The organism is Plantactinospora sp. WMMC1484, assembly GCF_049315195.1.
Taxonomy (GTDB): Bacteria; Actinomycetota; Actinomycetes; order Mycobacteriales; family Micromonosporaceae; genus Plantactinospora.
Genome location: NZ_CP186055.1, coordinates 7,220,453 through 7,245,089 on the forward strand (window position 1 = coordinate 7,220,453; position 24,637 = coordinate 7,245,089).

Below are 24,637 nucleotides of genomic sequence, written 5' to 3' on the forward strand. Positions count from 1 at the left end.
GAGGCGCCGGTCAGGCGGCCTGCACGGTCATCGGCAGTCCGCCCCGGATCCGCAGCGAGAGCATCGGCTCGGGCACCACCCGGTAGCCGGGCACCTGACTGAGCCGCAGCTCCCGGGCGACCATGGCGACCACGAAGACCGCCTCCATCATTCCCAGGTGGTTGCCGACACAGAACCGCGGACCGGCCCCGAACGGGATGTACGCGTACCGGGGCCGGTGCCCCGGCTGGGCGCGGGCCGGGTCGAACCGCTCCGGGTCGAACCGCTCCGGGTCGTCCCAGAACGCCGGATGCCGGTGCAGGGTGTACGGGCAGATCAGCACGTCGGCGCCGGCCGGCACCCGGTAGCCGCCCACCTCGTCCGCCTCCTGCGCCAGCCGGGAGAGCATCCACACCGGCGGGTAGAGCCGCATCACCTCCTCGACCACCATCGAGGTGTAGCGGAGCCCGTGCAGGTCCTCGTATTCCGGCAGCCGGTCCCCGAGTACCTCACGGGCCTCGGCCCGGACCCGCTCCCACACCTGCGGGTGCCGGTCCAGCAGGTGGAACGTCCAGCCGAGCGTGCTGGCCGTGGTCTCGTGGCCGGCGAGCAGCAGCGTGACCAGCTCGTCGCGCATCCGCCGCCGGCCGACGGCCGGGTCGCGCTCCCCGGAGGTGGAGACGACCAGCCGGGAGAGCGCGTCGTCACCGGAGGGGTCCCGGGTCCGCTCCCGGACCAGCTCGTCGACGATCCGTTGCAGCTCGGCGCGGGCCCGCCGGAACCGGAGCTGGTGCGCCAGCGGCACCCACATCGGGACCGCGCTCATCGACACCATCTCGAACATCGCCTGGTCCTGCATCGCCTCGAAGGCCCGGCCGAGCGAGCCGAAGGCGCCGAGGTCGGCGTCGAGCAGGGTCCGGCCGAGCACGCCGAGGGTCAGCCCGGTCATCTCGCGTACGACGTCGACGGGTTGACCGCTGCCCCGGTGCGCCCGGAGCCGGGCCAGCAGCTCCGCCGCCTCCTCGGCGATCACCCCGGCCTGCCGGGCGATGCGCCGGTGCTGGAAGACGGGCTGGATCACGGTACGCTGCTTGCGCCACAGCTCACCCTCGCTGGTCAGCAGCCCGTCCCCGAGCGCCCGCTTCGCCTGGGCCAGCCCGAGTCCCTTGTGGTAGTTGCCGGGGTTGTCCGCCAACACGTACTTCGCATGGTCGGGATGGTTGAAGAAGTAGAGCACCTTGGGGCCCATGGCGATCCGTACGGCGTCGCCGTACGCCGAGGCCGCCGAGGACATCAGTCCGAGCCGGTCCCGGACCAGTTTCCAGAGCAGCTTCGGCGCGGACCGGGCCGGCGGGCCGGGCGGGACCCGGACGGGGATGGTCAGGGACACGGCGTGCTCACCTCGCTCACCTCGGTGCTGCGGGCCGCCGGGCCGGTCCGGTCGAAACGGCCGCGCAGGAACACCAGCGCGTCGGCGCCCTCCGGCTGCCCCACCGAGAGCACGCTGCCGAGATAGATGGTGTGGTCACCGCCGTCGTAGCTGCGCCAGACGTCGCACTCGAAGTGCGCCAGCGCACCGGAGATCAGCGGCGCGCCGGTCACCGGTCCGGGTCGCCAGTCGACGGAGTCGAACTGGGCGGCGCCCAGCGGCCGCCGCCGGTCGGCGAAGTACCGGGCGACGGCCTCCTGGTCGGCGGCGAGCACGGAGACCCCGAACGACCTGGTGCCGTCGAGACAGCCGTGCATGATCGCCTTCCGGTCTATGCAGACCAGCAGCAGCGGCGGCTCCAGCGACACCGAGGCGAAGGAGTTCGCCGTCATGCCGTGCGGCACGCCGCCGCCGACGGTCACCACGGTGACGCCGGTGGCGAACGCCCCGCACGCCCGGCGCAACGACTGGGCGTCGACGGTCTTGCCGGCCTGGAGTGTCATGGCTGGCTCCCGGCCGGCAGGTACGCGTCCAGCGCCCGGATCAGCGACTCCGGCACCCGGGCCGGCGCGGTGGCGCCGTTCGGCCCCCGCATGCAGGCCACCCGCTGCCGGCCCCGGGCGACCAGGGTCTCCCCGCCGCCCGGGTCCAGCCGCAGGTAGTCGAAGCCGAATTCGAGCTGGGTCTGCGCCAGGTCCACCAGCCGCATCCGGACGGCGAGCTCGTCGAAGGCGGTGATCTCGGCGAAGAACTCGCAGTCGACCCGCAACGTGAAGAGCTTCAGGTCGGCCTGGAGCTCCGCCAGGACGTCCGGGGCCCGTTCCTTGAGGAACATCTCCCGGCACCGGCCCTGCCAGCGCAGGTAGTTGACGTAGTAGACGTTCCCGACGAGGTTCGTCTCCTCGAACCCCACGGTGTGCAGGTACTCGTAGTACTTGTCCATCGTCACGACCACCCGTCGTACGTGTCCATACCGTCACGACCACCCGTCGGTCAGTACCGCGACCACCACCGGCGCGGCGACGCCGTGCAGGCGCGTCGCGAGCGTGGCGATCCGCAGCGTGCCGGAGGCGAGCACCAGCCACCCGTCGCGGCGTACCGCGCCCAGGGTGAGCGGGGCGTTCGCCGGCAGGCCCGCCTTGGCGAGGCATTCCAGGGCCGTCCAGATCCGGGTGGCGGCGGTGTGCGTGTCCTCACCCAGCTCCGTGCCGGCCAGCTCGGCCGGGCCGGTGTGCTGGCCGAGCAGCGCCCGCCAGTCCGCCGGGTCCCGTTCGGCCACCGGCTCGACGTCGCAGCCGAGGATCCCGGGAGCGGCGACGCAGAGCGTCACACCCGCGCCGTGCGCGACCGAGATCGTCCGGTCGCCGTCGACCTCGGGCCGCCCGTCCGGGCGGTACCGGACCTCCACAGGGCTGCCGAGCGCCCGGCCTGCGGCCACCGCGGTGTGCCGGCGGTCCCGGCCGGCCGGCGCCGCCGGCTCCGGCTCCACCGCGACCCCGATCCGGGCGCCGACGACATCCTCCAGGGCCCGTTCCAGGTACGGGCCGAGCAGCGGCGCGACCCACGGACCCCGACCGTCCTTCTTCCGGACGGCGCGCAGCCGCAGCCCCTCCCACCGCTCGACGACCGTGCCGTCCGGGGTGCGCACCGCGATGTCGTAGACGTAGGTGTCGCCGTCGCGGCTGCGCTCCGTGGCGCAGAACCGCAGCTCGTCGACCTCGTCCAGGGCCTGCCCGGCGGGGTGGACCCGCGCGATGCCGGCCGGCAGCAGCGTGGCGTGCGGCACGCAGACCTGGTTGCCGTGCATGAGCGCGTCCCGCATGCCGGGGTCGGCGAGCAGCCGTTCCCCGGGGAGGAACGGTGCGATCCAGTCGACCGTCGGGTCGACCGCCAGGTCGGCGTCGACGTGCCGGGCGGCGGCCCGGTGGTAACGCCGCAGCCGGTGGAACCGCTTGCCCTGGAAGAGCGTGTCGCCGTAGAGGTCCCGCTCCGGCTCCAGCGGCACCGGCGGCAGCCCGTCGCCAATCTGCTCCGGCGGGCCCTCGGCCACCGGGTCGGTGGTGTAGCGGAGCCGGGCGTGGAAGTGGTCGGCGGCGAAGTCGGTCTCGGCGCTGCGGATCGCGACCGCCACGGTGTCGTCGTCGACGACCGTCGCCGCGATCCGGATCGTCGTGCTGCCGTCCGGCGGCACCACGATCGGGCGCGGGAACTCGACCTCCTCCAGCACCGGCACGGTGCTCCGCCCGGTGACCGCCCCCGCCACCTGGGTCATCGCCTCCATCCCGAAGACCGCCGGGAAGAGGAGGTTGCCGTCGAGGAGGTGATCGCCGAGGTATCGGTCGGTGCCGGGGTTGAGCTCCACCTCGGTGACCAGCTCGACGCCGTGGTAACGGACCAGCGGGCGGTCGACGAAGCGTCGCAGCGGCAGCTCGGGGACGTCCCGTCGGACGGTGTCGATCCCGTCGGCCCGGCCGCTGACCACCACCACGGCGGGGGCGTCCGGGTCGGCGAGGAGCCGGCGCAGCAGGCGTACGCCGTCGTCGGGGGTGATCGGGGTGATGCCGTCCCGGTACAGCCCCTCCACCACGGAGAGCCGCTCCCCCATCCCGACCCCGGACCAGACCGACCACTCCAGGCAGAGGGCACGGCACCCGGGATTCCGGGCCGCCACCTCGGCGGTGAGGTCGGCGAGCCACTCGTTGGCGGTGGCGTAGTGCGCCTCGCCGCGCAGCCCGGCGCGGCCGATGATGCTGCCGAAGGTGACCAGCAGGCGCAGCCGGCCGGGGTCGACCGCGTCGAGCACCGCCCGGAGGCCGTCGATCTTCGGCGCGAAGGTGCGGCGGAACGCCTCGGCGTCGAGGTTGGTCAGGGCCGCCGGCTCGTTGCGGCCCGCGCCGTGCAGCACGGCGGTGACCGGGCCGAGCACGGCGGTCACCTCCGCGACGGCCTGCCGCACCTGGGTCGCGTCGGTCACGTCGGCGCGGGCGTAGTGCAGCGGTACGCCGGCCGCCGCCATCCGTTCCAGATTGGCCGCCAGCTCCGGGTCGTCCGCCGGGTCGGAGCGGCCGAGGATCGCCAGCTTCGCACCGGTGTCGGTGGCCAGCGCCAGGGCGCACTCGGCGGTGATGCCCTTGCCTCCGCCGCTGACCAGCAGCACGTCCCCGCCGTCGAGTGGCTGGCCGACCCGGGTCGGGCGTACCGGCATCGGGCGCAGGGTCGGCACCCGCCGGATCCCGGCCGTGTCGTAGTACGCCTCGGCGAACCTGGTCGTGCCGCGCACCTCGGCAACCACCTGGCCGACCGCCTCCGGTGCCGGCGGCACGTGCACGATCGTGGTACGCACGTGTGGCGCCTCCAGCCGGAGCGTCTTGGCCAGGCCGGCCGCGCCCCGGCCGTGTTGCACCAGCACGAACCGGCTGCCGGCGGTGCCGGTGGCGGCCGCCTTCGCGCCGAGCAGGGCCGACTCGAGGTGCTGTTCGGCGCAGTCCGGCGGCAGGCACACCAGGACACCGGAGCCGACGTCGGCGCGCTCCAGGGCGTGCCGCAGCGGCTCGGCGAGCGGGTTGTCGGCGGGCGCGTACACCCGCCACCGGCCGCTGGTCTCCGGCTCGCCGCGCGGCGGCGGCCCCGCCTCGTCGAGGTCGACCCGGAACGCCCGGGACCAGGCCGCGGCCCCGGCGACGACGGCGGAGGTCCCGGCGTCGCCGCCGGGCGCGGTCTCGGCCAGCTCGGCCAGCGCGTCGGCCAGTTCGCGGACGGTCGCGGTGGCGAAGTTCGTCGGTCCCTGTGGGGCGGCCACGGCGACCTGCTGGGCCACCTGGTTGACGAGCTGCCCGACCGTGATCGAGCTCAGGTGCAGGTCGTCGAGGAGCCGGCTCTCCTCCCGGACCAGCTCCAGCGGCAGCTCGGCCCGCTCCGCTGCCAGCCGGCGGAAGAGTTCCACTATCGACTCTCCGGTGCGCTCCGCAGGGTCGGCCACGGCGGGCGCCTCGGCGGGCGCCGTGCGGCGGACGGCACTGCGCAGGCTGATCGGCGGTGCCGCCTCGCAGGGGCTGGCGAAGAAGGTGAACTCGGCGCCGACCTGGAGCGGCCGGACGAGACGGCCGTGGAAGAGGCCGGGGTGCACCGGCGCCGCGCCGACGACGTACGCCGCACCCAGCACGGCGAGCAGCCCGGCCAGCGACTCGTCGTCGGTGTCCAGCGCCACCGCCGGTGTGTCGGTGGCCGCCGCCGCCAGCCCGCTGAGCACCCGGCCGGGACCGACCTCCACGAACAGGTCGGTGTCCTTCGCCGCCAGCTTCACCGCCTGGGTGAAGAGGACCGGGTCGGTGATCTGGCGGCGCAGCAGCGCCGGCACGTCGGTCTCCGGCGCCAGGGGCTCGCCGGTGACCGTGGAGACGATCCGTCGCCCGACCGGACCGACCCGCTCCTCGGCCAGCCGTCCGGCGAAGACCTCGGCGGCGGGCGCGACCAGCGGCGAGTGGAACGCGTGCGAGACGGAGAGCCGGCGCCAGCCGATCCCGGCGCCGTCGGCCCGGCGGCCCAACTCCTCGAGGTCCGGCGCGGTGCCGGCGACCACCGTCTGCTGCGGTCCGTTGTAGGCGGCGATCACCACCGGCAGGCCGGTCAGGAGCGGCTGCACCGCCTCCGGGGACTCGCTGATCCCCACCATGGTGCCCGAGGCGCTGTGCTCGGCCATCGTCCGGCCCCGGACCGCAGCGATCCGCAGCAGGGTCTCCTCGTCGAGCGCGCCGGCCCAGTGCAGCGCCGAGATCTCGCCGAGGCTGTGCCCGACGGCGGCGGCGGCCTCGACCCCGAGCATCGACAGCGCACGCAGTCCCGCCGCCGAGCCGGTGACGATCCGGGGCTGGGCGACCGAGGTCGCCACCATGTCGCCGCCCTCGGGGAGCGCCGCCGAGGCGTACACCTCGGCCACCTCGGCGAAGCGGCGGCGCAGCGCACCGCCGCTGGTGCCCCGGCCGGAGCCCTGGCCGGGGAAGAGGAAGGCGATCCGGCCCGGCCCGCTGGCGTGGCCGAGAAAGCCCCGCCCGTCCGCGGTGAAGAGGCTGGTCTCGCCGGCGTCCAGCGCCTCGCAGAGGCCGCCCAGCCGCCGCTGCGCGTCGTCGGGCGAGGAGACCACCACGGCCGCCCGGTACGGCCCGCCGCGCAGCTCCCGGTGCAGCGTGGCGGCCAGGTCGGCGAGCTGGGCGTACGCCAGGGTCGGCACGAAGTCGCGCACCTGTCCCAACCGGGTACGCAGTTCCGCCGGGGTGCCGCCGTCGACGACCAGCAGCTCCACGTCCTGCACCGAGGAGGCGAGCGCCCGGGTGCGGGTGTCGAAGGGCACCCGGCGCGCCGGGTCGCTCTGGTCGAGCACGATGTGCGTGTTGATCCCGCCGAAGCCCATGGCGGTGACCCCGGCCCGTACGGTGGTGCCGGTCGGCCAGGGCTCGGCCTGGCGCAGCACCCGCAGCGCCGCCGCCTCCTCGTCGAGGATCTGGTGCGGCTCGACGCAGCCGATGGCCGGCGGGAGCACCTGGTGGTGCACGGCCATCGCGGCCTTGATCAGGCCGGCCACCCCGGCCGCCGCCTTGGTGTGCCCGATCATCCCCTTGATCGAGCTGATCACGGCCGGCGGCGCCTCGGCGTCCGCCGCGCGCCGGGCCAGGGAGAGCGCCGTGAGCTCGGTCGCGTCGCCGACCTCGGTGCCGGTGCCGTGCCCCTCGAAGAGCCCGACGGTCTCGATGCCGAAGCCGGCCCGCTCGTACGCGCGGCGCAGGGCGAGCTGGTAGCCGCTCACCTCGGGCCGGGTGATGCCGCCCTTGCCGTCCGACGAGATGCCCCAGCCGGCGACGGTGGCGTAGACGCGGTGCCCGGCCTGCCGCGCCTCCTTCTCGCGCATCAGCACGACCATGCCGCAGCCCTCGCCCGGCCAGAAGCCGTTGGACCTGCGGTCGTAGACCCGCATCTCGTGCCGGGCCAGGGCGCCGGTCTTGGCGAACCCGATGATCTCGAACGGGTCGATCGACAGGTCCACCCCGCCGGCGACCGCGACGTCGACCTCCCCGTCGACCAGGGTCTTGCAGGCGGTGGCGACCGAAAGCAGCGAGGAGGAGCAGGCGCCGTCGACGGTGTAGCCGCCGCCCTTGAGGTCGAAGTGGTTGCAGATCCGTCCGGCGATGGTGTTGGAGAGCCCACCGGCGAGGGTGTCCTCGTCGATCGCCGGGAACGGGCTCTTGAAGGTCTCCTCGAAGTCGTCCAGGAAGGTCGAGAGCTGGTCGTCGTCCCAGTCCTGGTCCTTCAGGGCGGCGGCGACCATCCGGCGGACGTAGGGCCAGCGCAGCCGCAGCTGGTTGGCCCGGGAGAACTCGCCGGTCAACGTGTTGCCGACGACCACGCCGGTACGCTCGCGCGGCAGCCCCTCGGCCATCGGGAAGCCCGCGTCGGCGAGTGCCCGGGCGGCCGTGTCCAGCGCCAGCCAGTGGGTCAGGTCGGTGGAACGGTAGGTGCTACCGGCGATCTTGTAGGCGATCCGGTCGAACCGGTAGCCCTCGATGACCGCCGCCGTCCTCGCGTAGAAGCGGTCCGGTGCCGTCGGGTCCGCGTCGTAGTAGTCCTCCAGCCGCATCCGCTGGTCGGGGAGGCGCCGGAAGGCGCGTCGCCCGGCGAGTGCGTTCTCCCACAGTTCCTTGGGCGACGTGGCGTCCGGGTACTGGCACGCCATGCCGACGACGGCGATCCTGGTCATGCGGTCACCACCTCCTTGCCGGCCGACTCCTTGCCGGCGGGTTCGGTCCCGGCCGGCTCTGCGGCGGGTTCCCGGCCGTTCGGGGAGGCGGCCACCTCGACGGGCGCGACCACGGCCTCGGCCGCGGCGGTGGCCGCCGCCTCCCGCTGCTCGCGGGCCTGGTTGACGAAGTGGACCGACCAGAGGAAGCCGCCACGGACCAGGCAGACGATCGCCGTGGCGAAGAAGATCCCGTACGCGATGCCGGCGCCGGTGAGGAAGCCGTAGACCACGGCCACGCCGGCGCCGAAGGCGATCTGCGAGGCCGGGCGGGACGGACTCGTGCCAGGGTCGGTGACCATGTAGTTGGTGAAGAGCACGAAGGCGACGCCGGTCATCATCGCCAGCGCGGCGATGATCGAGGTGTCCAGGACGAGCCCCCGGAAGACCGCCTGCAGGGCGAACGCGCCGAGCCAGCCCAGGATCAGCCACATCCGGCCGGTGAGCATGCCGTTGATCATCGTGCCGCCGAGGATGATCACCGCCGGGATGATCCAGTCCACCACACCGCCGACGTGTTCCGTGAAGTGGTACGGCGGCGCGACGCTCGCCCAGGGAAAGAGCAGCAGGATCATCGTGATGCCGAAGTTCGACGGGTTCATGTAGTGCCGCATCCGACCCCGGAGCGGCGCCCGCAGCACCCACTTGGCGCCGATCGCGACGGCGATACCGAACATCATCGGCAGCACCTGGTCGTTGACGTAGATCAGCATGTTGAGCGCGAGACTGGTGATGTGCGCCGGGTAGAGGAACTCGACCACCCCGCGTACCCCGCCGCCCAGGAACCGGGGGGCCCGCCCCTCCGAGCGGGCACCGATGATCTCCAGGACGATCTCGATCGTGTATCCGGTCAGGATCGCGATGAACGGCCAGGTCCAGGGCTGTTCGAAGCCGAAGACCGTGTAACCGAGGACGTTGAACACGGTGATCGAGATGGCGAAGTTGCGCAGCGCCTTGATCACCTTTGGGTCGTGCCGGGGTGGATTCTTGGTCTTCTCGGCCATCTCCGCCTACCTCTCCAGCGCTTGTGTACCGAGCTCGAGCGCGTGCCAGCCCGGGTCCAGTCGAAGGTCTTGCCGGTGCACCTGCCCGGCGCGGTCCCGCCACTGAAGGTGGACCTGCACGGGTCCGCCGACGTCGCGGCCCAGCCCGATGTGCACCTCGTGGCTGCGCTTGCCGGAGTGCCCGCTGCCGCCGTCCACCCGGCCGAGCAGCGTCCGCCCGTCCTCGGTGGTGACCGTCACCTGCGCGCCCACCACCGGTGACCCGGGTGCCGGCAGCGCGTCCGCCGGCTCCGGGGTCGTCGCCGGCTCGGTGGCGCCGGGCGGCGCCGCCTCGTCGGTACCGCCCGCGGCAGACGGCGTGCCGGTCGTACCGGCGGCCCCCGTCGTGCCGGTGGTGCCGGTGGTCGGTGCGGCCGGGTGGGTGAGCCGCAGGCCCAGGAAGGCGCCCGGGGACGGGCTCTGGTTGCGGTAGAAGACCGGCGCGTCCCACTGCCGGGCGACCGCGAAGTCCAGCCGGCCGTCACCGTCGGCGTCACCGGTCGCGATGCCCCGGGTCGGCACCGGCACCGCGAGGCCCAGCTGCTCGGCCAGGTTGGTGTAGCGCCCGTTCCGGTCCTTGACGAAGAAGTGCAGCCGCTGGGCGCCGCCGATGTCGTCGCCCGCCTCCAGCCGGGGCCAGAAGGACGGGTGTTCGAGCAGGCCGTCGTTGGTCATCGCCAGCTCCTGGAGCTGGGGCCAGCGGTTGACCTCGCCCTTGAGGAAGCCGGTGGTCTGGGCCACCTGCAACTCGCCGCTGTTGTCGAAGTCGGCCAGCTTCACGTCCCAGCCCCAGCCGGACCAGGCGAGGCCGAGCGGCGCACTGCGGTCCTCGAAGGGTGCCTTCCCGTCGTCGAACCGCGCGCGCAGGTCGTCGACGTTCTGCGCGGTGTTCACGAACGTGAAGTGGCTCTCCTCCAGTCCGAAGGTGGTGGTGATGTTGCTGACGTACATGTCGTAGAGACCGTCGCCGTCGATGTCGCCGAAGTCGACGCCCATGCCCTTGAAGGAGTCCGCACCCACCCGCTTGGAGTTGGGCACGAACGCCTCCCGGGGCGCCTTGACGGCCGAGAACTTGAACTGGCCCGGGGTCGACTGGTTGTAGAGCAGGCGGTCCGGGCCGAAGTCGTGCGCCAGATAGAGCTCCGGCAGGTTGTCGCCGTCGAAGTCGTTGGCGCCGGACGCCAACGCCCAGCCCTTGGAGACGTCTCTCGGCAGGGCGTCCGAGACCATCTCGTAGGTCACCGTGGGCTGCGCCCCCGAGGTCGCACCGGTCCACCGGAACAGGTAGTCCTCGCCACCGTTGAACGCGTGCGACATCGACCGGTTCATCGCCACCCCGCCGGCCTTGGTGTCGTCCAGCACCGGACCGTGCGGGAAGTAGTTACCGACATAGATGTCGAGGTGGCCGTCGCCGTCGAAGTCGTCCACCGCGGCCGTGTTGGTGTTCCAGAGCGGGCCGGCGTAGCCGCGCCCGCTCGCCCCAGGCACCAGCTCGACCGCCTGGTAGGCCGACGGGTCGAGGACGGTGGCCCCGGACCGGGCCAGGTAGAGGATCGGCGTGCGTCCCCACAGGTAGACGAGCAGGTCCATCCGCCCGTCCTCGTTGAAGTCGGCCGGTACGCACCCCATCGGCGCCGACGCCCGCGCGGCGGGCACCGCCGCGAGGTCCACCGCGAACGGGGCGTACCGGTCCGCCCGCGCCCCCGGCACCGGGGTCACCACGACCTGGTCGATGCGCGGGTCGCTGATGCAGAGGTCGTTGGCGAGCCCGTCGCCGTCGAGGTCGTTCATGGCGATGCCGGCGCCGACCGAGGAGATCCAGGCGTCGATGTGCCGGTAGTCCTTGTTCACCTTGCGGACGGTCTGCTGGGGGAAGCCGCCCGGCATCGCCACCGCGTAGGGTGTGAACCCGAACCGGCTCGCCATACTCTCCAGTTCGGCGGAGGAGGCGGCGGGTAGCCGGGCCGCCTGGAACAGTGTCGCCATCAGGGCGACCGCGACGATCCCGGGCAGCTGCCTGCGCAGCCAGCCAGCTGTGTGAGCCATGTGCTAGCACCTTCCGATAGAGACGAACTCGTTGGCGATGCGCCGCCGCCACACCTCGTAGGCGGGCTCGTCGCCGGGCACCGGGGCGTCCGGGCGGTTCCCGTCGCTCAGCCGGGCGGCCTCCACCGCCGACATCCCGCAGAAGACCTGGGTGGCGACCTCGTTGTGCGGCACGACCAGGTCGGCGCGCATCCGGGCGGCGGCGGCGAAGGCCGAACCCTGGGCGAGCTGGGGGCGGCACTCCCCGGCCGCGTCCCACAGGAACCTCAGCTCGGACTCGTCCGCCCCGCCGGCATAGGTGGCCGCGAGGCCGGCGCCTGAGTACAGGTCCGGCCACCGGTGCCGCGGAAACGTCTCGATCGTCCTGACGACGAGATCGGGGGCGGTGCCGCAGACGAACCAGAGCGCCCGGCCGACGCCCTGGTCCAGCACCCGACTCGCGTACCGGCGGGGGCCGTCGGCCGGCCAGGGGAAGCGGTCGTGCTGGTAGTGCTCGTGCACGTACCGCCGGGTGTGGAAGTACGCCTGGTGGAAGCCGTACCCGTCGAGCGCGAGCCAGCGCAGGACCGGGTCGGTCGGCACGATCCGCGACCAGCGTGCCCGGGGCAGCCGCGCCATCGCCCAGCCGATGCCCACATAGGCCATGTAGCGGTGCCAGTGTCCCCGCCCGGCAAGGAAGCGGGAAACGTTGTCGCCCCGACTGAACGGCAGTGCGTCACGAATGGCGAAACCCATCGCGGCACCCTCGTACGCGAATCCGCGAAAGCGCATCGCGACCCGTTCGAGTCCCACTTCCGCCTCGGCCGTGGTACGCGCCTCCGCCGCATGAGAGAAGCCGGTAAGAAAGGTGCGACCTATCGTCTCCAGTAATTCCTTGGAGGCCGCGTCCTTCTCATGGAAGCCGCGTACGTCCAGTCTGGTTGCTGAGGTACTCGGGGTCAGAATGCGCCGCCGCAGCCCTCGCCAAACACTTGTCAACTCTACCCCCAAGGCATCTCGGTGGCCGTTGGTCGGTGGTTTGCGACCAAGCTTCGCAGAGCAACCCGAATCGAGTCTTCTTCCGCCTTGCTGCGGTTTTCTTCAAAGATGCTCTCGTCATTGTTTCCGAGCAGAAAGCACCCGGTGAGACGAATGGTGGAGCCTGCGCAAATAATTGGTCGACGAAATCAGTGAACGCGGTCGGCGACGTGAAGGGCGCCGATCCGCCGCGCGGCGGTGTAGCTCGCCCAGGCTGCCGCCTCGACCAGTGCGACGTCCCGCGGCTCGGTCTGGCGGAACTCCCGCACGGTGTCCTCGTCCACCTGATGGGAGGCGAATGCGGTCAGCAGCGCCAGGCGCCCGGCGGCCCGGTCGGCCGCCGGTAGTCCGGCGACGAGCCGCTCGCACCACTGGCGGCTCAGACCCGCCTCCTCACCCCGCCAGCCGGCGAGCCGGTCGGTCACGAGCTGCCGCACCGCCGGCGACAGGGTCCGCTCGCCGCCGCGCTCGAACGCGGCGTACGACCGGGCCACCGCCTCGGCGATCTCCGGTCGCCCGGCCGCCCAGCCGGCGTCCGGCGGCAGCGGTGCCTCGGGCAGCAGCGGCAGCGAGCGGCCCGCCGGATGCACCTCCCGCAGGGACGCGCTGAGCAGCAGGCTGATCCCGTGCTTGACCCGGCGTCGGGCCCGCGGGCCAAGCCTCGGTGGGATGAGGAAGTTCGCCAGGAAGACGTTGACCATGCGGCCGAGGTAGTGGAAGCCCACTGTCACCCCCACCAGTTCGGCGCGCTCGGGCGGCGAGAACGGCGGCCGTACCGCCGCCTCGTCCGGCTGGTGCGCGGTCCGGGCCCACGCCGCCAGGTCCCGGATCCGGGGGTCGGCGACCTCGTCCACCCGGTCGCCCGCGACGGCCTCGGCGTCGTGCTCGGTGGCGAGGTCGTAGATGCCGATGCTGTGCATGTCGACGCAGTACGGGCAGATGTTCGCCACCGACACGGCCGCGGCGACCGCCTCCTTGCCGAGCCGGTCGACGGCGCCTCCGGCCAGCAACGGCTCCCGCATCAACATCCAGTACCCGGCCAGCGCCTCCGGCGCGGGCGAGTGCAGCAGGACCGGCGGCACCACCAGCCGCATTTCCTCCGCCACCTGCCGGTAGACCGCTTCGACCAGCCCGTCGGCGTTCCCGGGTGGGACGGTCCTGACGTACTTGACCTGCCGCTGGACGACAGACGAGATAACCCGACCGGCAACCATTTCCCCTCCTGCGCGCCCTCGATGACCTACCGCGGGTGTGCGACCGGCGTAGCTACGCCCATGGCGCGGTCGGGTACCAGGGAATGATCTCGCGGCGGGCCAGCAGCCGGACGTCCCAGTACAGGAACGTGAAGACGCCGGCCGCCAGGAGCGCGACCGCGGTGACGGTGGCGATCCGGCTCGGCCTGGCGGCGAGCCACCGCCGCAGGCCCGATCCGCTGACCAGCGCCACGATGGCGAAGAGCACCGCCATCACCAGGATGTTGCCGATCGACTGCAACGTGAACGCGAGCGCGCCGTAGAGCGGGTTGCCGCTCTCCGCCGCGTCCCGGAACATCTGCCGGAACAGCGCGAAGGGGCGTCCGATGAGGAACCCGCCGATCAGCGCACCCAGGAAGACCATCGGCGCGTTCGGGAACCGCCGTGAGACCCGCGCGAAAGGGTCGGGGACGATGCCGAGGGCGGCAAGGCCCAGGTAGGTCATGGCGAGCCCGATGACGCCGAAGACCAGCAACGACTGGACGCTGCGGGCGGAGAGCCCGCCGGGGGTGTTCGCGGCCGTCGAGAACTGCGGCATCGCGGTGCCGACCAGCCCGACGACCGCGCCGTAGCTGGCGGAGACCGCGATCATTCCCACCGACAGCCAGCCCAGTGGCGCGAACATGTGCCGCAGCCGGCTCCAGCGCCCACCCGTGCCCAGCATCGGGGCCACCGCACCGAACGCGGCGATGTTGCAGGCCGTGAAGGTGCCGGCGAGTCCGGAGACGAGGGCGAACGCCAACCCGGCGCCGATCCCCGCGATCGGGGTCTCCCGGGCATCGTGGCCGAGCAGCGTGTCCGCCACGCCGTCGCCGATCGTCCGGTCGACGAACTCCGCGGACCAGACCACGGTGAGCAGGAAGCCACCGAGGACGCTCAGCCCGAGTACCAGCCACCGCCGGCGCGGAAAGTGGCCGTTGACCAACATGGAGGTCGCGCGCGGTGCCGGGCGTGCGGTCCCCGTCGTTCCCGTCGTTCCCGTCGTTCCCGTCGTTCCCGTCGTCTCCGTCGTTCCCGTCGTCTCCGTCGCCTTGGCTCGTCCGGCCTCGGCGGTCATTCGGCGGGTCATCGCGCCTCCCCTGCGGTACCCGACACTTCCCGTAACCGACAGCATGCGGTGACGGAGCGCGACGGTGTTCTCTCAGGATGCGCTCCGGCCGGCCGGCACTGCGCAACCTGAGATAACGGGCGGCCCCGAGGGGGCGGCTACGGTCGGCCGGAACCGGTAGTTCACCGCGGGAGGAGACACCCATGGTCAGCGGTTCGGCGGTCGCCCCGCCATCTGGACCGATCGCTCGGATCAACGGCAGCCATCACAAGGCGGCGTTGAACCTCTACCTCTTCGTCGTCATCGCGCACTGGGCCGAACACCTGGTACAGGCGTACCAGATCTGGGTGCTCGGCATGCCACGACCACAGGCGCGCGGGGTGCTGGGGCAGTTCTTCCCCTGGCTGGTCACCTCCGAGTGGCTGCACTACGGCTACGCGCTCGTCATGCTGGTGGGCCTCTTCCTGCTGCGGCCGGGCTTCGTCGGGCGGGCCCGGACGTGGTGGACAGTGGCGCTGGTCATCCAGTTCTGGCACCACATCGAGCATCTGCTGCTGCTCATCCAGGCGCAGGCCGGGGTCACCTTCTTCGGCGCGGCCCAGCCGACGAGCGTCGTCCAGCTGGTCCTCGCCCGGGTCGAGCTGCACCTCTTCTACAACTCCGTGGTGTTCATCCCGATGGTGATCGCGATGTACCTACACCTGCGTCCGAACCGGGACGAACTCGCCGCGACCACGTGCAGCTGTGTCGCCCGGGGCAGTTCCCGCGAGCCCGCGCCGTCGGCGGCCTGACCGGTCATGCCGTCCCGCGCCGCAGCACCGCTCGCGCTGGCCCTGCTCGGTGTCGCCGGTGCCGTCCTGCTGGCGGTGCCGGCGGCCGCCGCCGCCGGGGGCGGTCTCGTCTCGAGCGAGCCGCGGGACCAGGCGGTGCTCACCGCCGGGCCCCGCGGCGTACGGTTGACCTTCTCCGAAGCACCGGCGGAGGCCCACGTCTCCGTACTCGACGGCAGCGGCTCCGCCCTGACCACCGGCAGCCCGGTGGTGGGGCCCGGCCGGACCGTCTGGCAGCCGATCGCGGTCGACGCCCCGGGCGACGTGGTCGTCGCCTACCACGTCGAGTTCACCGGCGGCGGTGCGGCCTCCGGCCTGCTGCGCTTCAGCGTCGGCACCGGCGAGCCGCCCGCGCCGCTGCGGGCCGCCATACCCATCGGCGACCACCCACACGAGATCGATCCGGTCAGCGCGTTCCTGCTCGTGGTCGACGGGATCGTCGCGTTCGGCGTGCTGGCGCTACTGTGGCTGCGCCGGCCGCTCGCACCGTGACGGACCGGCCGGCGCCACCGGGCGCTACCGCTCGCTCCGGGTGCCGTGCAGTTGGGACGCCAGCTGCGCCTCGACCCGCTGCCGCCAGATCTCGTAGGCGGGCTCGGGACCGGCAGCGAAGCCGTCCGCCGCCACGTCGTCGGCGAGCGCCGCCGCGGCCCGGACGGCCATTCCGGTGAGGATCCCGGTCGCCAGCTCGGTGTGTGCCGGCACGAAGCCGGCGAAGTCCCGGGCCTTGGCCGCGAAGACCGCGCCCTGCGCCAGCTGCGGGAGCCTGTCACCGGCCGCCCGGCGTAGCACCGCGAGGCCGCCCGCGTCACTGCCGCCGGCAAAGGTGGCCGCCAGGCCGACACCGCTCCACAGGTCGGCCTGGCGGCCGGTGGCGAAGCGCCGCACGGCCGCGGCCACGTCCGGCGACACGCCACCGTGGATGAACCAGAGAGCTCGGCCGATGCCCTGGTCGACGGCGCGCGGGAAGTAGTCGGCCCGCCCCTGCCACGGGTACGGCGCCGGCCGGCGCTGCCGGGTGACCCAGCGGTCGGTCTCGAAGTAGGCGCGGTCGAAGCCGTACCCGTCGACGGCCAGCCAGCTCATGGTCGGGTAGTACGGCACTCCGCTCAGGTCGGGCAGCACGTTGCGCCACAGGACCCGCGGCAACCGGGCCATCGCGAAACCGATGCCGATGTACGTGAGGAAGGTGTGCGGTCGGCCGGCTCCGCGCAGCAGGTCCCGCGCCCGGTGGCCACGACCGCCCGCCATCGCGTCGCGCACCGTGTACGCCATCGCGGCGCCCTCGTACGCGAACCCCCGCAGCTCGGGTTCCACCATCTCCAGCCGGCGTTCCACCTCCCAGCCGGCCCGCACCTCGATCGCCCACTCGAAGCCGCAGAGGACCGCCTGCGGGATCGCCTCCAGACGGCGGGTCGCGTCGGTGGCCCGGACCGGAAAGCCGCGCGCGGAGAAACCCACCCCGGCAAAGGACGGCGTCAACGCCAAACGGCGCAGCGAACCGAGCATCGGCATACCGTGCTCCTAATCCGATAACGTGGACAGCTCATCCCATCGTGCCGCGGCCCTGTCGAAATCCCGTCTTCCGCCGTGCGCTGTCGCGGCCCGGGCACGGCTTTCCGGCACCCGTGTCCAGCGCAACGCAGAAGATGATTTCCCACCTCTGTATCGGGAGGATTGTCGACTGACGGACCGGAATGTCCCGACCATCCGAGCCCGTCTTTCAAATCCACGACAGACTCCCTCACGAGAGGAGAAAATGCCGTGCAGCCCGACGAACACGACGCGGGGCCGGCCCGCACCGCCACCATAGAGGCGTTCGCCGACACCATCGTCCCGGGGACGAAGCGCTCGCCCGACGACCGGGCCGTCGCGGGCGCCGACCCGACCGGCGGTGCCGTCGCGGCCGGCGCTCTCGACCTGCTCGAACAGCCCGGAGGCGGGCTGGCGGAGGCGTTGGACTCGCTGTTCTACACCCTGAACGACCACGCCACCGGCTACGCCGCGACGCACGGTCTCCGCCTCGACGAGGAGGTACCCGCCTTCGTCGCGCTGCCCTTCGCGCACCGCACCGCGCTGGTGCGGGAACTCACCGCACCGGAGCATCCCGAAAAACAGATGTGGGTGGCGCTGGCACTCTTCAGCAACATGGCATTCGACAGCGCCGCGCACATCAGCACCACCGAGGCATTCGCCGATAGGCACCCCGGACTGTTGACGATCGGCTATTTTCCGCCGGATACCGAGGGCCTTTTCCGGTTTCCGGAGTACTCGTACGGACGGGCCCTGGCCCCACATCATCCACAGACGACGGTGACAGGTGATCCAGCATGACAACAGCCACGGAGTCGACGGACGTCGTCGTGATCGGCAGCGGCTTCGGCGGCGCCATCGCGGCCTACCACCTTGCCGCCGGCGGAGCCCGCGTCGTGGTCCTGGAGCGCGGACCCTGGCTCAGGGCGGAGGAGTTCGACCACGACTACAAGCTGGGCTCCTCCTACACCCGGGTCTTCGACTTCGTGGTCGGGGACGGGATGAGCGTGCTCAGCGGCAACTGCGTCGGCGGCGGCAGCGTGGTCTACTTCGCCACGATGCCCCGGGCCCCGCGGTTCGTCTTCGAGCGGCACGGCAGCATCGGCCGCCGGATGTGGCCGGCGGCCATCAGCAGGGAGCGGCTCGACCCCTGGTACGACCGCGTCGCCGAGGCGTTGCCGGTCACACAGCAGTCCTGGGACAGGGTGCCCTACGCGGGCGGCCTCTTCGCGGCGGCCTGCGCGCACGCCGGCCGCACCGCCAACCCGCCGCCCGCCGCCGTCGACCTGGACGAGTGCGTCAACTGCAACTGGATGATGGCCGGCTGCCGGTTCGACGCCAAGCGGTCGCTGTTGCTCAACTACCTGCCGGCCGCGCTCGCCCACGGCGCCGAGATCCGGCCGCTGCACGAGGTTCAGCAGTTGAGCAGGAACGACGACGGTGGCTACCGGGTGCATTACCGGATCGTCGACGCCGAGGACTACCGGATCCTGCACGACAGCGGAGCGATCGACGCCAAGCTCGTGGTCCTCGCGGCGGGTGCCGGCGCGACACCGGTGATCCTCCAGCGCTCGGAGGCCGCCCTCGGCCCGATGCCGCACGCGGTGGGCCGGTACTTCTCGGGCAACGGCGAACGCCTCAACACGGCGGTCTTCGACGAGGACCGGGTGCGTGAGGTGCTGGGACTGTCGCGGCCGGGCGGGCACGCCTACGCCGCGTACCAGATCGGCCGCGGACCGACGGTGGCGAGCTGGGACCGGCTCGACGGGCGGCTGCCGGAGTACGAGCGTTTCTCGCTGGAGCAGCTGTATTTTCCGCCGGGGCTCGGCACCATCCTGGCCCAGGTACCCGGCGCCACCGGCCCGTCCTGGTTCGGTCTGGAGAAGAAGGAGATGCTGCGGCGCTGGCAGTCGTGGTTGACCGTCTTCACGATGTCCGAGGACGACAACGAGGGTGTCTTCGGGCCGCCGCCGGAGACCGGCAACGCACACCGGCTCTCCATGCAGATGCTGGGCGACGGGCCGCTGCGGTACCGGCCCACCCCCAACACCTGGCGCGGCTGGTCGCTCGCCGACGCCGAGGTGAAGGACATCCTCGAACGCGACGGCCTGGCGCGGGTGGCGCCGTGGACCAACGACCTGGTCGGCGCGTACACCGTGCATCCGCTGGCGTCCTGCCGGATCGGGGACGACCCGGAGACCTCGGCGCTCGACGACCGGCACGAGTTGCGCGGGCATCCGGGCATCTTCGTCACCGACGGCTCGGCGGTGCCGGGGGCGTTGACGGTGAACCCGGCGCTCACCATCGCGGCGCTGGCGGAGCGGGCCATGCCCGGCGTGGTCCGGGCGGCCCAGGAGCGGGGTGTCGCGGTGCGGTACGGCGCACCCGGACCCGGCACCGGCACGGCCCCGCCGGTCGCCCTGGCCCGGACGGCATGACGGGGGTGCGCCGTGGGATCGCTGTTCGCACGCGTCGCGCGCCGGGCGTCCGCGGCGCACATCCGGCACGTCGCCCCGGTCGCGCCGGGCACCGAGACCGGGCCGGTGGCCCGGGTGTACCGGCAGATGGAGGCCGACTTCGGCATGGTGGCACCGCCGATCGGGCTGCACGCGCCCGCACCGGCGGCGCTGGCGGCGAGCTGGCTGATGCTGCGGGAGTCACTACTGGCGGGTGGCCTGGTCAGCCGGTCGGTCAAGGAGGCGGTGGCGGCGGCGGTGTCGGTCGCCAACCGGTGCCCGTACTGCGTCGAGGTGCACGGGGCGGCGATGGCGGGCCTGTCGTCCGGGCGGGACGCCGCCGCCATCGTCGCCGGCCGGCCCGATGCGGTCGCCGACCCGCGACTGCGCGAGCTGGTCGGCTGGGTCACGGCGAGCGGGACGCCGGAAGCCACCGGCCGGCCGGCGCCCTTTCCGCCCGGGCAGGCACCGGAGGTCATCGGGGTGGCGGTGACCTTCCACTACCTCAACCGGATGGTCAGCCTCTTCCTCACCGAGTCGCCGCTGCCGCCGGTGCCGGCCCCGGCGCTGGGTGTGGTGCGCCGGGGAGCCAGGTTGGTCATGGGGAGCCTGGCGCGCCGGCGTCCCGCGCCGGGCACCTCGCTGGACCTCCTGCCCGACGCCGCACTGCCGCCGGAGCTGTCCTGGGCCGCCGGTCGGCCGCCGGTCGCGGCGGCCTTCGCCCGGGCCGCCGCCGCCTTCGAGGAGGGCGGGCGGCGGACCGCGACCGCAGAGGTACGAGAGCTGGTGCTGACCACGCTGGCCGGCCGGGTCGGCGTCGAACCGGGGTTCCGCACGCCGGGCTGGCTGGACGAGGCGATCGGGGGCGTGCCGCCCCGTGACCGCGCGACCGCCCGGCTCGGCCTGCTCACCGCCTTCGCTCCCTACCGGGTGACCGACCAGCTAGTCGACGAGGTCCGCGGCGGTCTCGACGAGGCGGGACTGGTCCAATTCACGTCGTGGGCCAGCTTCGCCGCGGCGCGTGCCATCGGCACCCGGTTGTGGCGGGCCGAGTCGGCACCGCCGGCGGGACGGCAGAATTAACCTGAACGTTTCCGGACGATGACGTGGCAGCTACGCCCGGCGAAGTGGTGCGCACCGCTATCCAATTTCCACTTCGCGATTGCGCAGGTATAGATATCTATAAATCCGGGTGTTGCTGCGACGGGGCTCGTTAAGTTAACCTCGATGTGGCGCAACTCGTCGACGGGGACAAGCAAGCCTGAAGCACCGGGGGCCAGGAGCTTCGACAATCGTTCTGTTATCCACCCACTGACTGACGCCGACGGGCGGCCGGGGCCGTCAGGCCTTGTCTGCTCTCGACTCTCTGTTGGTTCGGCCATTGTCGACGCTTTTGGGTAATTTGATAAAGGCGACCATTCGAGACCTCGAGAGGAGCAGGAGTGGACAACCCGATCGAGCAGGCCGTGGGGCGCGCCATCGCCGCCATGCACGAGAATCTCGGAGAACAGCTCACGGTAGACGACATCGCGCGTGCGGCGATGTTCAGCAAATTCCACTTCACCCGGATATTCCAACGCGCCACCGGCGTCTCTCCTGGTCGCTTCCTGTCGGCTCTGCGATTGCAGCGGGCAAAACAGCTTCTGGTGTCGACCACGTTAAATGTAGCAGACATCAGTGTCCGCGTCGGATACAACAGTGTCGGCACCTTCAGTACCCGTTTCAGCAGAAGTGTGGGGATGTCGCCGACAGCCTATCGCAAGCGGTCCGGCTTCGCGCCGCACATATCTCTCGATCCGCACGCCAGCATGGACGGCCGCTCGTCCGGTCGGGTCTCCGGACGGGTGTGGCCGGCCCAGCAGGAAAAAAGCAGTCTCATCTTCGTCGGACTCTTTCCCGACCGAATTCCTCAGGGGCGGCCGGTGCGGTGCGCGATTCTGTCCGGGCCGGGCCAGTACCGGTTCGACAGCGTGCCGCCCGGAATGTGGTATCTGCTGGCACAGGAGGTGACCGGCGACCCGCGAGCGGCGATCGGCGAGCCGGACGGCTCCGACGGCTCGGTCTCCGTCGCCACGAACGGTCCACTGACCATCGGTCGTGACACGTTCATCCAGGCAGACCTGGCCCTCAAGCCGGCGGGCACACTGGACCCACCCGTACTACTGGCCCTGCTCGACGCCCGGAACACGGCACTGGCCGCAGCTCCCGACCCCGACCCGTCACCCGGCACGGCGACCCGGTCCACCACGGAAGACTCCACCCGGGTGGAAATCATCATTCCGGGCAAGGCCATCAATACCAACGCAAAGGAACGTATTGACGTCACTGATAATCTTGGCGAGCTCAACCAGGTGCGGTGCGGCACCACAGGAACCATAAGCAACACCTGCGGGGGGCTTGATGCGCATCTCCGACCTCAGCCGGCGGACCGGAGTACCAGTTGCCACGATCAAGTTCTACCTACGCAGGGGCCTGCTCCCCAGAGGCGTACCGACCCAGCGGAACCAGGCCGAGTACGACGAGAGGCACCTGTACCGGATCCGCCTCATCAGGGCCTTCACGAACATCGGCCAACTCGACCTCTCCACCGTCGGCGAGCTGCTCGCAGCCATTAACGACGAAAAGCTGTCGGTTCCGGACCTGTACGAGGTCGTCAACCGCGCGCGCTTTCCGGAGCAGCCGCCCGTCGACACCGTCAGGGGGATAGGCGTCGCACGCTCCGACGTCGACGGATTCATCCAGCGGCTGGGCTGGCAGGTCGACCCGGAGGTGGCCGGCAGGCTGGCGCACGTCGTGGTGACACTGCGCCATCTCGGCTGCGACTGCGACATGGAGTTCTTCAGCCCGTACGCGGCCGCGGCCGAGCGGCTCGTCCTCCAGGAGCTCGACCTGCTCCCGTCGAAGGGCGCCAGCGCCGACCGGGCCGCCGCGGTGATCCGGATGGTTCTGCTCGACGCCGCGCTCGCGACCGTGCGCCGGATGGCACAGGAACACTTCGCGGCCGAGCGGTTCGACGCGGCGTCGCCCGCGCACCGGTGAGCGCGGGCGACCTCGGTTCACGGCGTCGCGACCCGATTCACCCCACCGGCGCCGCGAACTGGCCGGGGCGCCGCCCCGGACCGGCCGGCCCGCGGTACGCCTGCGCGATGTCGAGCCACCGGTCGGCCTCGGCGCCCGTCGCCGTCAGGCCGAGATCGTCGCGGTGCCGGCGCCTGGTCACCAGAAGGCAGAAGTCGACCGCCGGGCCGCTGATCCGGTTTTCGCCCCCGGCCGGGCCGAACGTCCACACCGTGCCCGAGGGCGCGGTGAGCTCGAAGCGAAGCGCGATGTCCGGAGTGATGAGGCCTCGCGCCTGGTAGCCGAAGTCCCAGGTGCGGACGGCGAAGGCGACCAGGTGACCGACGCGGTCGGTGTGTTCCCGCCGTACGCCGAGCGCGTCGGCGATGTCCTGGCCGTGCCCGAACAGCTCCATGAGACCGGCCGATGCGAGCACAGCCGCGGGCAACGGGCGGACGAGCCAGGGCACGACGTGGTCCGGCGGCACGGCCGACAGAGCCTGCTCCGCACGGGCGCGCTCGGCACGCCAGCGGGTCAACAGCACGTCCGGCGGCTCGGCCAGAAACTCCGCCAACGCGTGCGCCACGTTGGCGTCGAAGTCGTCACCGAGCCGCGCCGTCATCGCGGTGAAACGGTCCGGATCCGCCACCGCCAGCGCCGCCATCCGGAAGGTGGCGGCCAGGTGGGCGATCTGGTGGGCGATCGTCCAGCCTGGCGCCGGGGTCGGCAGCCTCCACTCGGGCGCGTCGAGTCCCCGCACCATGCGGTCCACCTCGTCGCCCTCCGCGACGAGGTCCGGGACCACTCCTGTCTCGTTCATACGTCTGCCACCTCTCCTGGGCTAGCGGGCGGAATCAGAGCTGTCGGGCTCTTCTGAGCTGTCGGGCTCTTCTGAGCTGTCGGGCTCCTCTGAGCTATCGGGCCGGGTCGCGCGGGCAGTTGTGGTAGACGGCCAGCAACCACGCGTCACCGCGCTTCACCAAGATCCAGGACGCCCGGATGGCCGCCTCGGCGGAGAGTTCCGACTCGCCTGGAGCCAGCACCCCGCCCACGGTGGTCAGCGCCACCGCGCCGGGCGCGAGCGGGACGACCTCGACGGGCTGACCCGTCACGCGGGTGCCCCGGTAGGCGCCGGCGTACTCCGCCGCCATGAACGCGCGGATCTCGTCGCGCCCCTTCCGGTAGACACCAGGAAGAATAAGGACGCCCTCCGGCGTGAAAAGCTCGGCGAATGCGTCGGCATCGTGCTTCGCCCAGATCTCCACCATGCGTGCGGGGACCGCCGCTATCGCTGCGCGATCGGCGTCCGTGGCCGCTGTCGCGGGCCCGGTAATCGTCATTCTCGTCTCGCCTCCCATCGTGTTACGCACGAAAGGCCGGCCGATTGCCGGCGCATTCTCGTTGGATCACCCTGGCACGCGGCCCAGGCCCGCCGCATCTCCGGTATTGCGGCTCTCCGGGCGGAACCGACACCCCGACAGAACCACCGGTGTCAGCGGAGGGAATTGCTGCCGAAGCCCTAGACCCGCGGAATGTCGAACATCTGTGGAAATCTCGCGGTCAGGGCGAGGTCGCCCTTCGTCTTCAGCTTTCCCTTCATCGCCAGTGTCACCGGGTGGGCGTTTCCGGTGACCATGCGGAGGAAGTCGACCGCACCGACCGTCAGCGTGAGCTTCGGCTGCCGCTGTGGCGCGGTCGACAGCGCGCAGGCACCACCGTCGATGACGATCTCGTAGACGTCCACGGCACCGTCCGGGCCGTCGCCGATCCTCCAGTGCACCACCGCCGACGTGCCGCCGGCCCGGTCGCCCCGGAAGACGCCCGGCATCCGCGCGAGCACGGTGTCCAGCACGGCCCGGCGCCGGCTCCCACACATGAGTTCCCGCAGCTCCTCGGTAGAGGTCGCCTTGACGAGCAGGGCGAGTTCGCGGGCGTCCAGCTTCTCCGGATCGAGGTCCTCGATGGGCATCTCATCCTCCCGGTGGAACGGCTCCCAGATCGTCGCCACGGCCGTCTCGGCCGGATGCACGTCGTGCGCTGACGCCCGTCCATCCTGGTCACCGGCGCCGGCATGGCTCACCTCCTGACTTGCTCTCCCTCGGCTGCACACCGGCGCCTCCCGACCGCCACCGGAGCACCATCGGGAGCGACGCCGGCTA

General features: G+C 71.9%; 19 protein-coding genes and 2 pseudogenes. 8 read left to right on the forward strand and 13 right to left on the reverse strand.

Annotated elements, in window-relative coordinates; genetic code table 11:
- Positions 1–10 precede the first annotated feature (10 nt).
- The 9 genes from ACN28C_RS31085 to ACN28C_RS31125 all read right to left on the reverse strand — a co-directional run bounded on the left by ACN28C_RS31085 (position 11) and on the right by ACN28C_RS31125 (position 14,482).
- Complete coding sequence (locus ACN28C_RS31085; protein ID WP_422774879.1) at positions 11–1,363, reverse strand: cytochrome P450; 1,353 nt, start codon at positions 1,361–1,363, stop codon at positions 11–13.
- Positions 1,360–1,911: a flavin reductase family protein gene (locus ACN28C_RS31090; RefSeq protein WP_422771045.1), complete on the reverse strand. Its 552-nt coding sequence runs from the start codon at positions 1,909–1,911 to the stop codon at positions 1,360–1,362. The genes ACN28C_RS31085 and ACN28C_RS31090 overlap by 4 nt, the downstream gene beginning before the upstream one ends.
- Positions 1,908–2,351, reverse strand: a complete 444-nt coding sequence (locus ACN28C_RS31095; RefSeq protein WP_422774880.1) for an acyl-CoA thioesterase — start codon at positions 2,349–2,351, stop codon at positions 1,908–1,910. The genes ACN28C_RS31090 and ACN28C_RS31095 overlap by 4 nt, the downstream gene beginning before the upstream one ends.
- A 33-nt stretch (positions 2,352–2,384) precedes the next feature.
- Complete coding sequence (locus ACN28C_RS31100; RefSeq protein ID WP_422771046.1) at positions 2,385–8,156, reverse strand: type I polyketide synthase; 5,772 nt, start codon at positions 8,154–8,156, stop codon at positions 2,385–2,387.
- On the reverse strand, positions 8,153–9,199 hold the full coding sequence (locus ACN28C_RS31105) for an enediyne biosynthesis protein (RefSeq protein ID WP_422771047.1): 1,047 nt from the start codon (positions 9,197–9,199) through the stop codon (positions 8,153–8,155). The genes ACN28C_RS31100 and ACN28C_RS31105 overlap by 4 nt, the downstream gene beginning before the upstream one ends.
- 6 nt (positions 9,200–9,205) lie before the next feature.
- On the reverse strand, positions 9,206–11,284 hold the full coding sequence (locus ACN28C_RS31110) for a CRTAC1 family protein (protein ID WP_422771048.1): 2,079 nt from the start codon (positions 11,282–11,284) through the stop codon (positions 9,206–9,208).
- A gap of 3 nt (positions 11,285–11,287) precedes the next feature.
- A complete protein-coding gene (locus ACN28C_RS31115; protein WP_422771049.1) occupies positions 11,288–12,262 on the reverse strand; it encodes a DUF1702 family protein in 975 nt (324 codons plus the stop codon).
- A gap of 188 nt (positions 12,263–12,450) precedes the next feature.
- On the reverse strand, positions 12,451–13,515 hold the full coding sequence (locus tag ACN28C_RS31120) for a carboxymuconolactone decarboxylase family protein (protein ID WP_422771050.1): 1,065 nt from the start codon (positions 13,513–13,515) through the stop codon (positions 12,451–12,453).
- A gap of 52 nt (positions 13,516–13,567) precedes the next feature.
- Positions 13,568–14,482, reverse strand: a complete 915-nt coding sequence (locus tag ACN28C_RS31125; protein ID WP_422771051.1) for a hypothetical protein — start codon at positions 14,480–14,482, stop codon at positions 13,568–13,570.
- Between the two features lie 323 nt (positions 14,483–14,805).
- Here ACN28C_RS31125 and ACN28C_RS31130 point away from each other — a divergent pair, with 323 nt between their 5' ends.
- Together ACN28C_RS31130 and ACN28C_RS31135 are read left to right on the forward strand one after the other, a co-directional pair.
- Positions 14,806–15,393 (forward strand): hypothetical protein, encoded by a 588-nt coding sequence (locus ACN28C_RS31130; RefSeq protein WP_422771052.1) that lies wholly within the window; start codon positions 14,806–14,808, stop codon positions 15,391–15,393.
- Between the two features lie 6 nt (positions 15,394–15,399).
- A complete protein-coding gene (locus ACN28C_RS31135; protein WP_422771053.1) occupies positions 15,400–15,924 on the forward strand; it encodes a copper resistance CopC family protein in 525 nt (174 codons plus the stop codon).
- Positions 15,925–15,948: 24 nt separating this feature from the next.
- Here ACN28C_RS31135 and ACN28C_RS31140 read toward each other — a convergent pair whose 3' ends face one another.
- Complete coding sequence (locus tag ACN28C_RS31140; RefSeq protein ID WP_422771054.1) at positions 15,949–16,947, reverse strand: DUF1702 family protein; 999 nt, start codon at positions 16,945–16,947, stop codon at positions 15,949–15,951.
- A 249-nt stretch (positions 16,948–17,196) separates the two neighbouring features.
- Here ACN28C_RS31140 and ACN28C_RS31145 point away from each other — a divergent pair, with 249 nt between their 5' ends.
- From ACN28C_RS31145 to ACN28C_RS31170, 6 genes and pseudogenes are all read left to right on the forward strand, one after another.
- Complete coding sequence (locus ACN28C_RS31145; RefSeq protein ID WP_422771055.1) at positions 17,197–17,766, forward strand: DUF5987 family protein; 570 nt, start codon at positions 17,197–17,199, stop codon at positions 17,764–17,766.
- Positions 17,763–19,403 carry an FAD-dependent oxidoreductase gene (locus tag ACN28C_RS31150; RefSeq protein ID WP_422771056.1) on the forward strand — a complete coding sequence of 547 codons (1,641 nt, stop codon included), beginning with the start codon at positions 17,763–17,765 and terminating at the stop codon, positions 19,401–19,403. The genes ACN28C_RS31145 and ACN28C_RS31150 overlap by 4 nt, the downstream gene beginning before the upstream one ends.
- Before the next feature lie 12 nt (positions 19,404–19,415).
- Positions 19,416–20,504, forward strand: a complete 1,089-nt coding sequence (locus ACN28C_RS31155; RefSeq protein WP_422771057.1) for a carboxymuconolactone decarboxylase family protein — start codon at positions 19,416–19,418, stop codon at positions 20,502–20,504.
- 359 nt (positions 20,505–20,863) lie between these two features.
- Positions 20,864–21,646 (forward strand): annotated as a pseudogene (locus ACN28C_RS31160) (helix-turn-helix domain-containing protein); the annotation flags it as partial.
- Between the two features lie 175 nt (positions 21,647–21,821).
- A pseudogene (locus ACN28C_RS31165) lies at positions 21,822–21,968 on the forward strand (MerR family transcriptional regulator); the annotation flags it as partial.
- Positions 21,969–22,190: 222 nt separating this feature from the next.
- Positions 22,191–22,460, forward strand: coding sequence for a hypothetical protein (locus tag ACN28C_RS31170; RefSeq protein ID WP_422774947.1), 270 nt, complete (start codon positions 22,191–22,193; stop codon positions 22,458–22,460).
- A gap of 37 nt (positions 22,461–22,497) precedes the next feature.
- Here ACN28C_RS31170 and ACN28C_RS31175 read toward each other — a convergent pair whose 3' ends face one another.
- The 3 genes from ACN28C_RS31175 to ACN28C_RS31185 form a co-directional block, all read right to left on the reverse strand.
- Positions 22,498–23,298, reverse strand: a complete 801-nt coding sequence (locus ACN28C_RS31175; protein ID WP_422771058.1) for a TIGR03084 family metal-binding protein — start codon at positions 23,296–23,298, stop codon at positions 22,498–22,500.
- A gap of 94 nt (positions 23,299–23,392) precedes the next feature.
- The gene (locus ACN28C_RS31180; protein ID WP_422771059.1) at positions 23,393–23,818 is read right to left on the reverse strand and encodes an SgcJ/EcaC family oxidoreductase; all 426 of its coding nucleotides are present in this window, start codon (positions 23,816–23,818) and stop codon (positions 23,393–23,395) included.
- A 179-nt stretch (positions 23,819–23,997) separates the two neighbouring features.
- Positions 23,998–24,447, reverse strand: coding sequence for an SCP2 sterol-binding domain-containing protein (locus tag ACN28C_RS31185; protein WP_422771060.1), 450 nt, complete (start codon positions 24,445–24,447; stop codon positions 23,998–24,000).
- Positions 24,448–24,637: the final 190 nt, after the last annotated feature.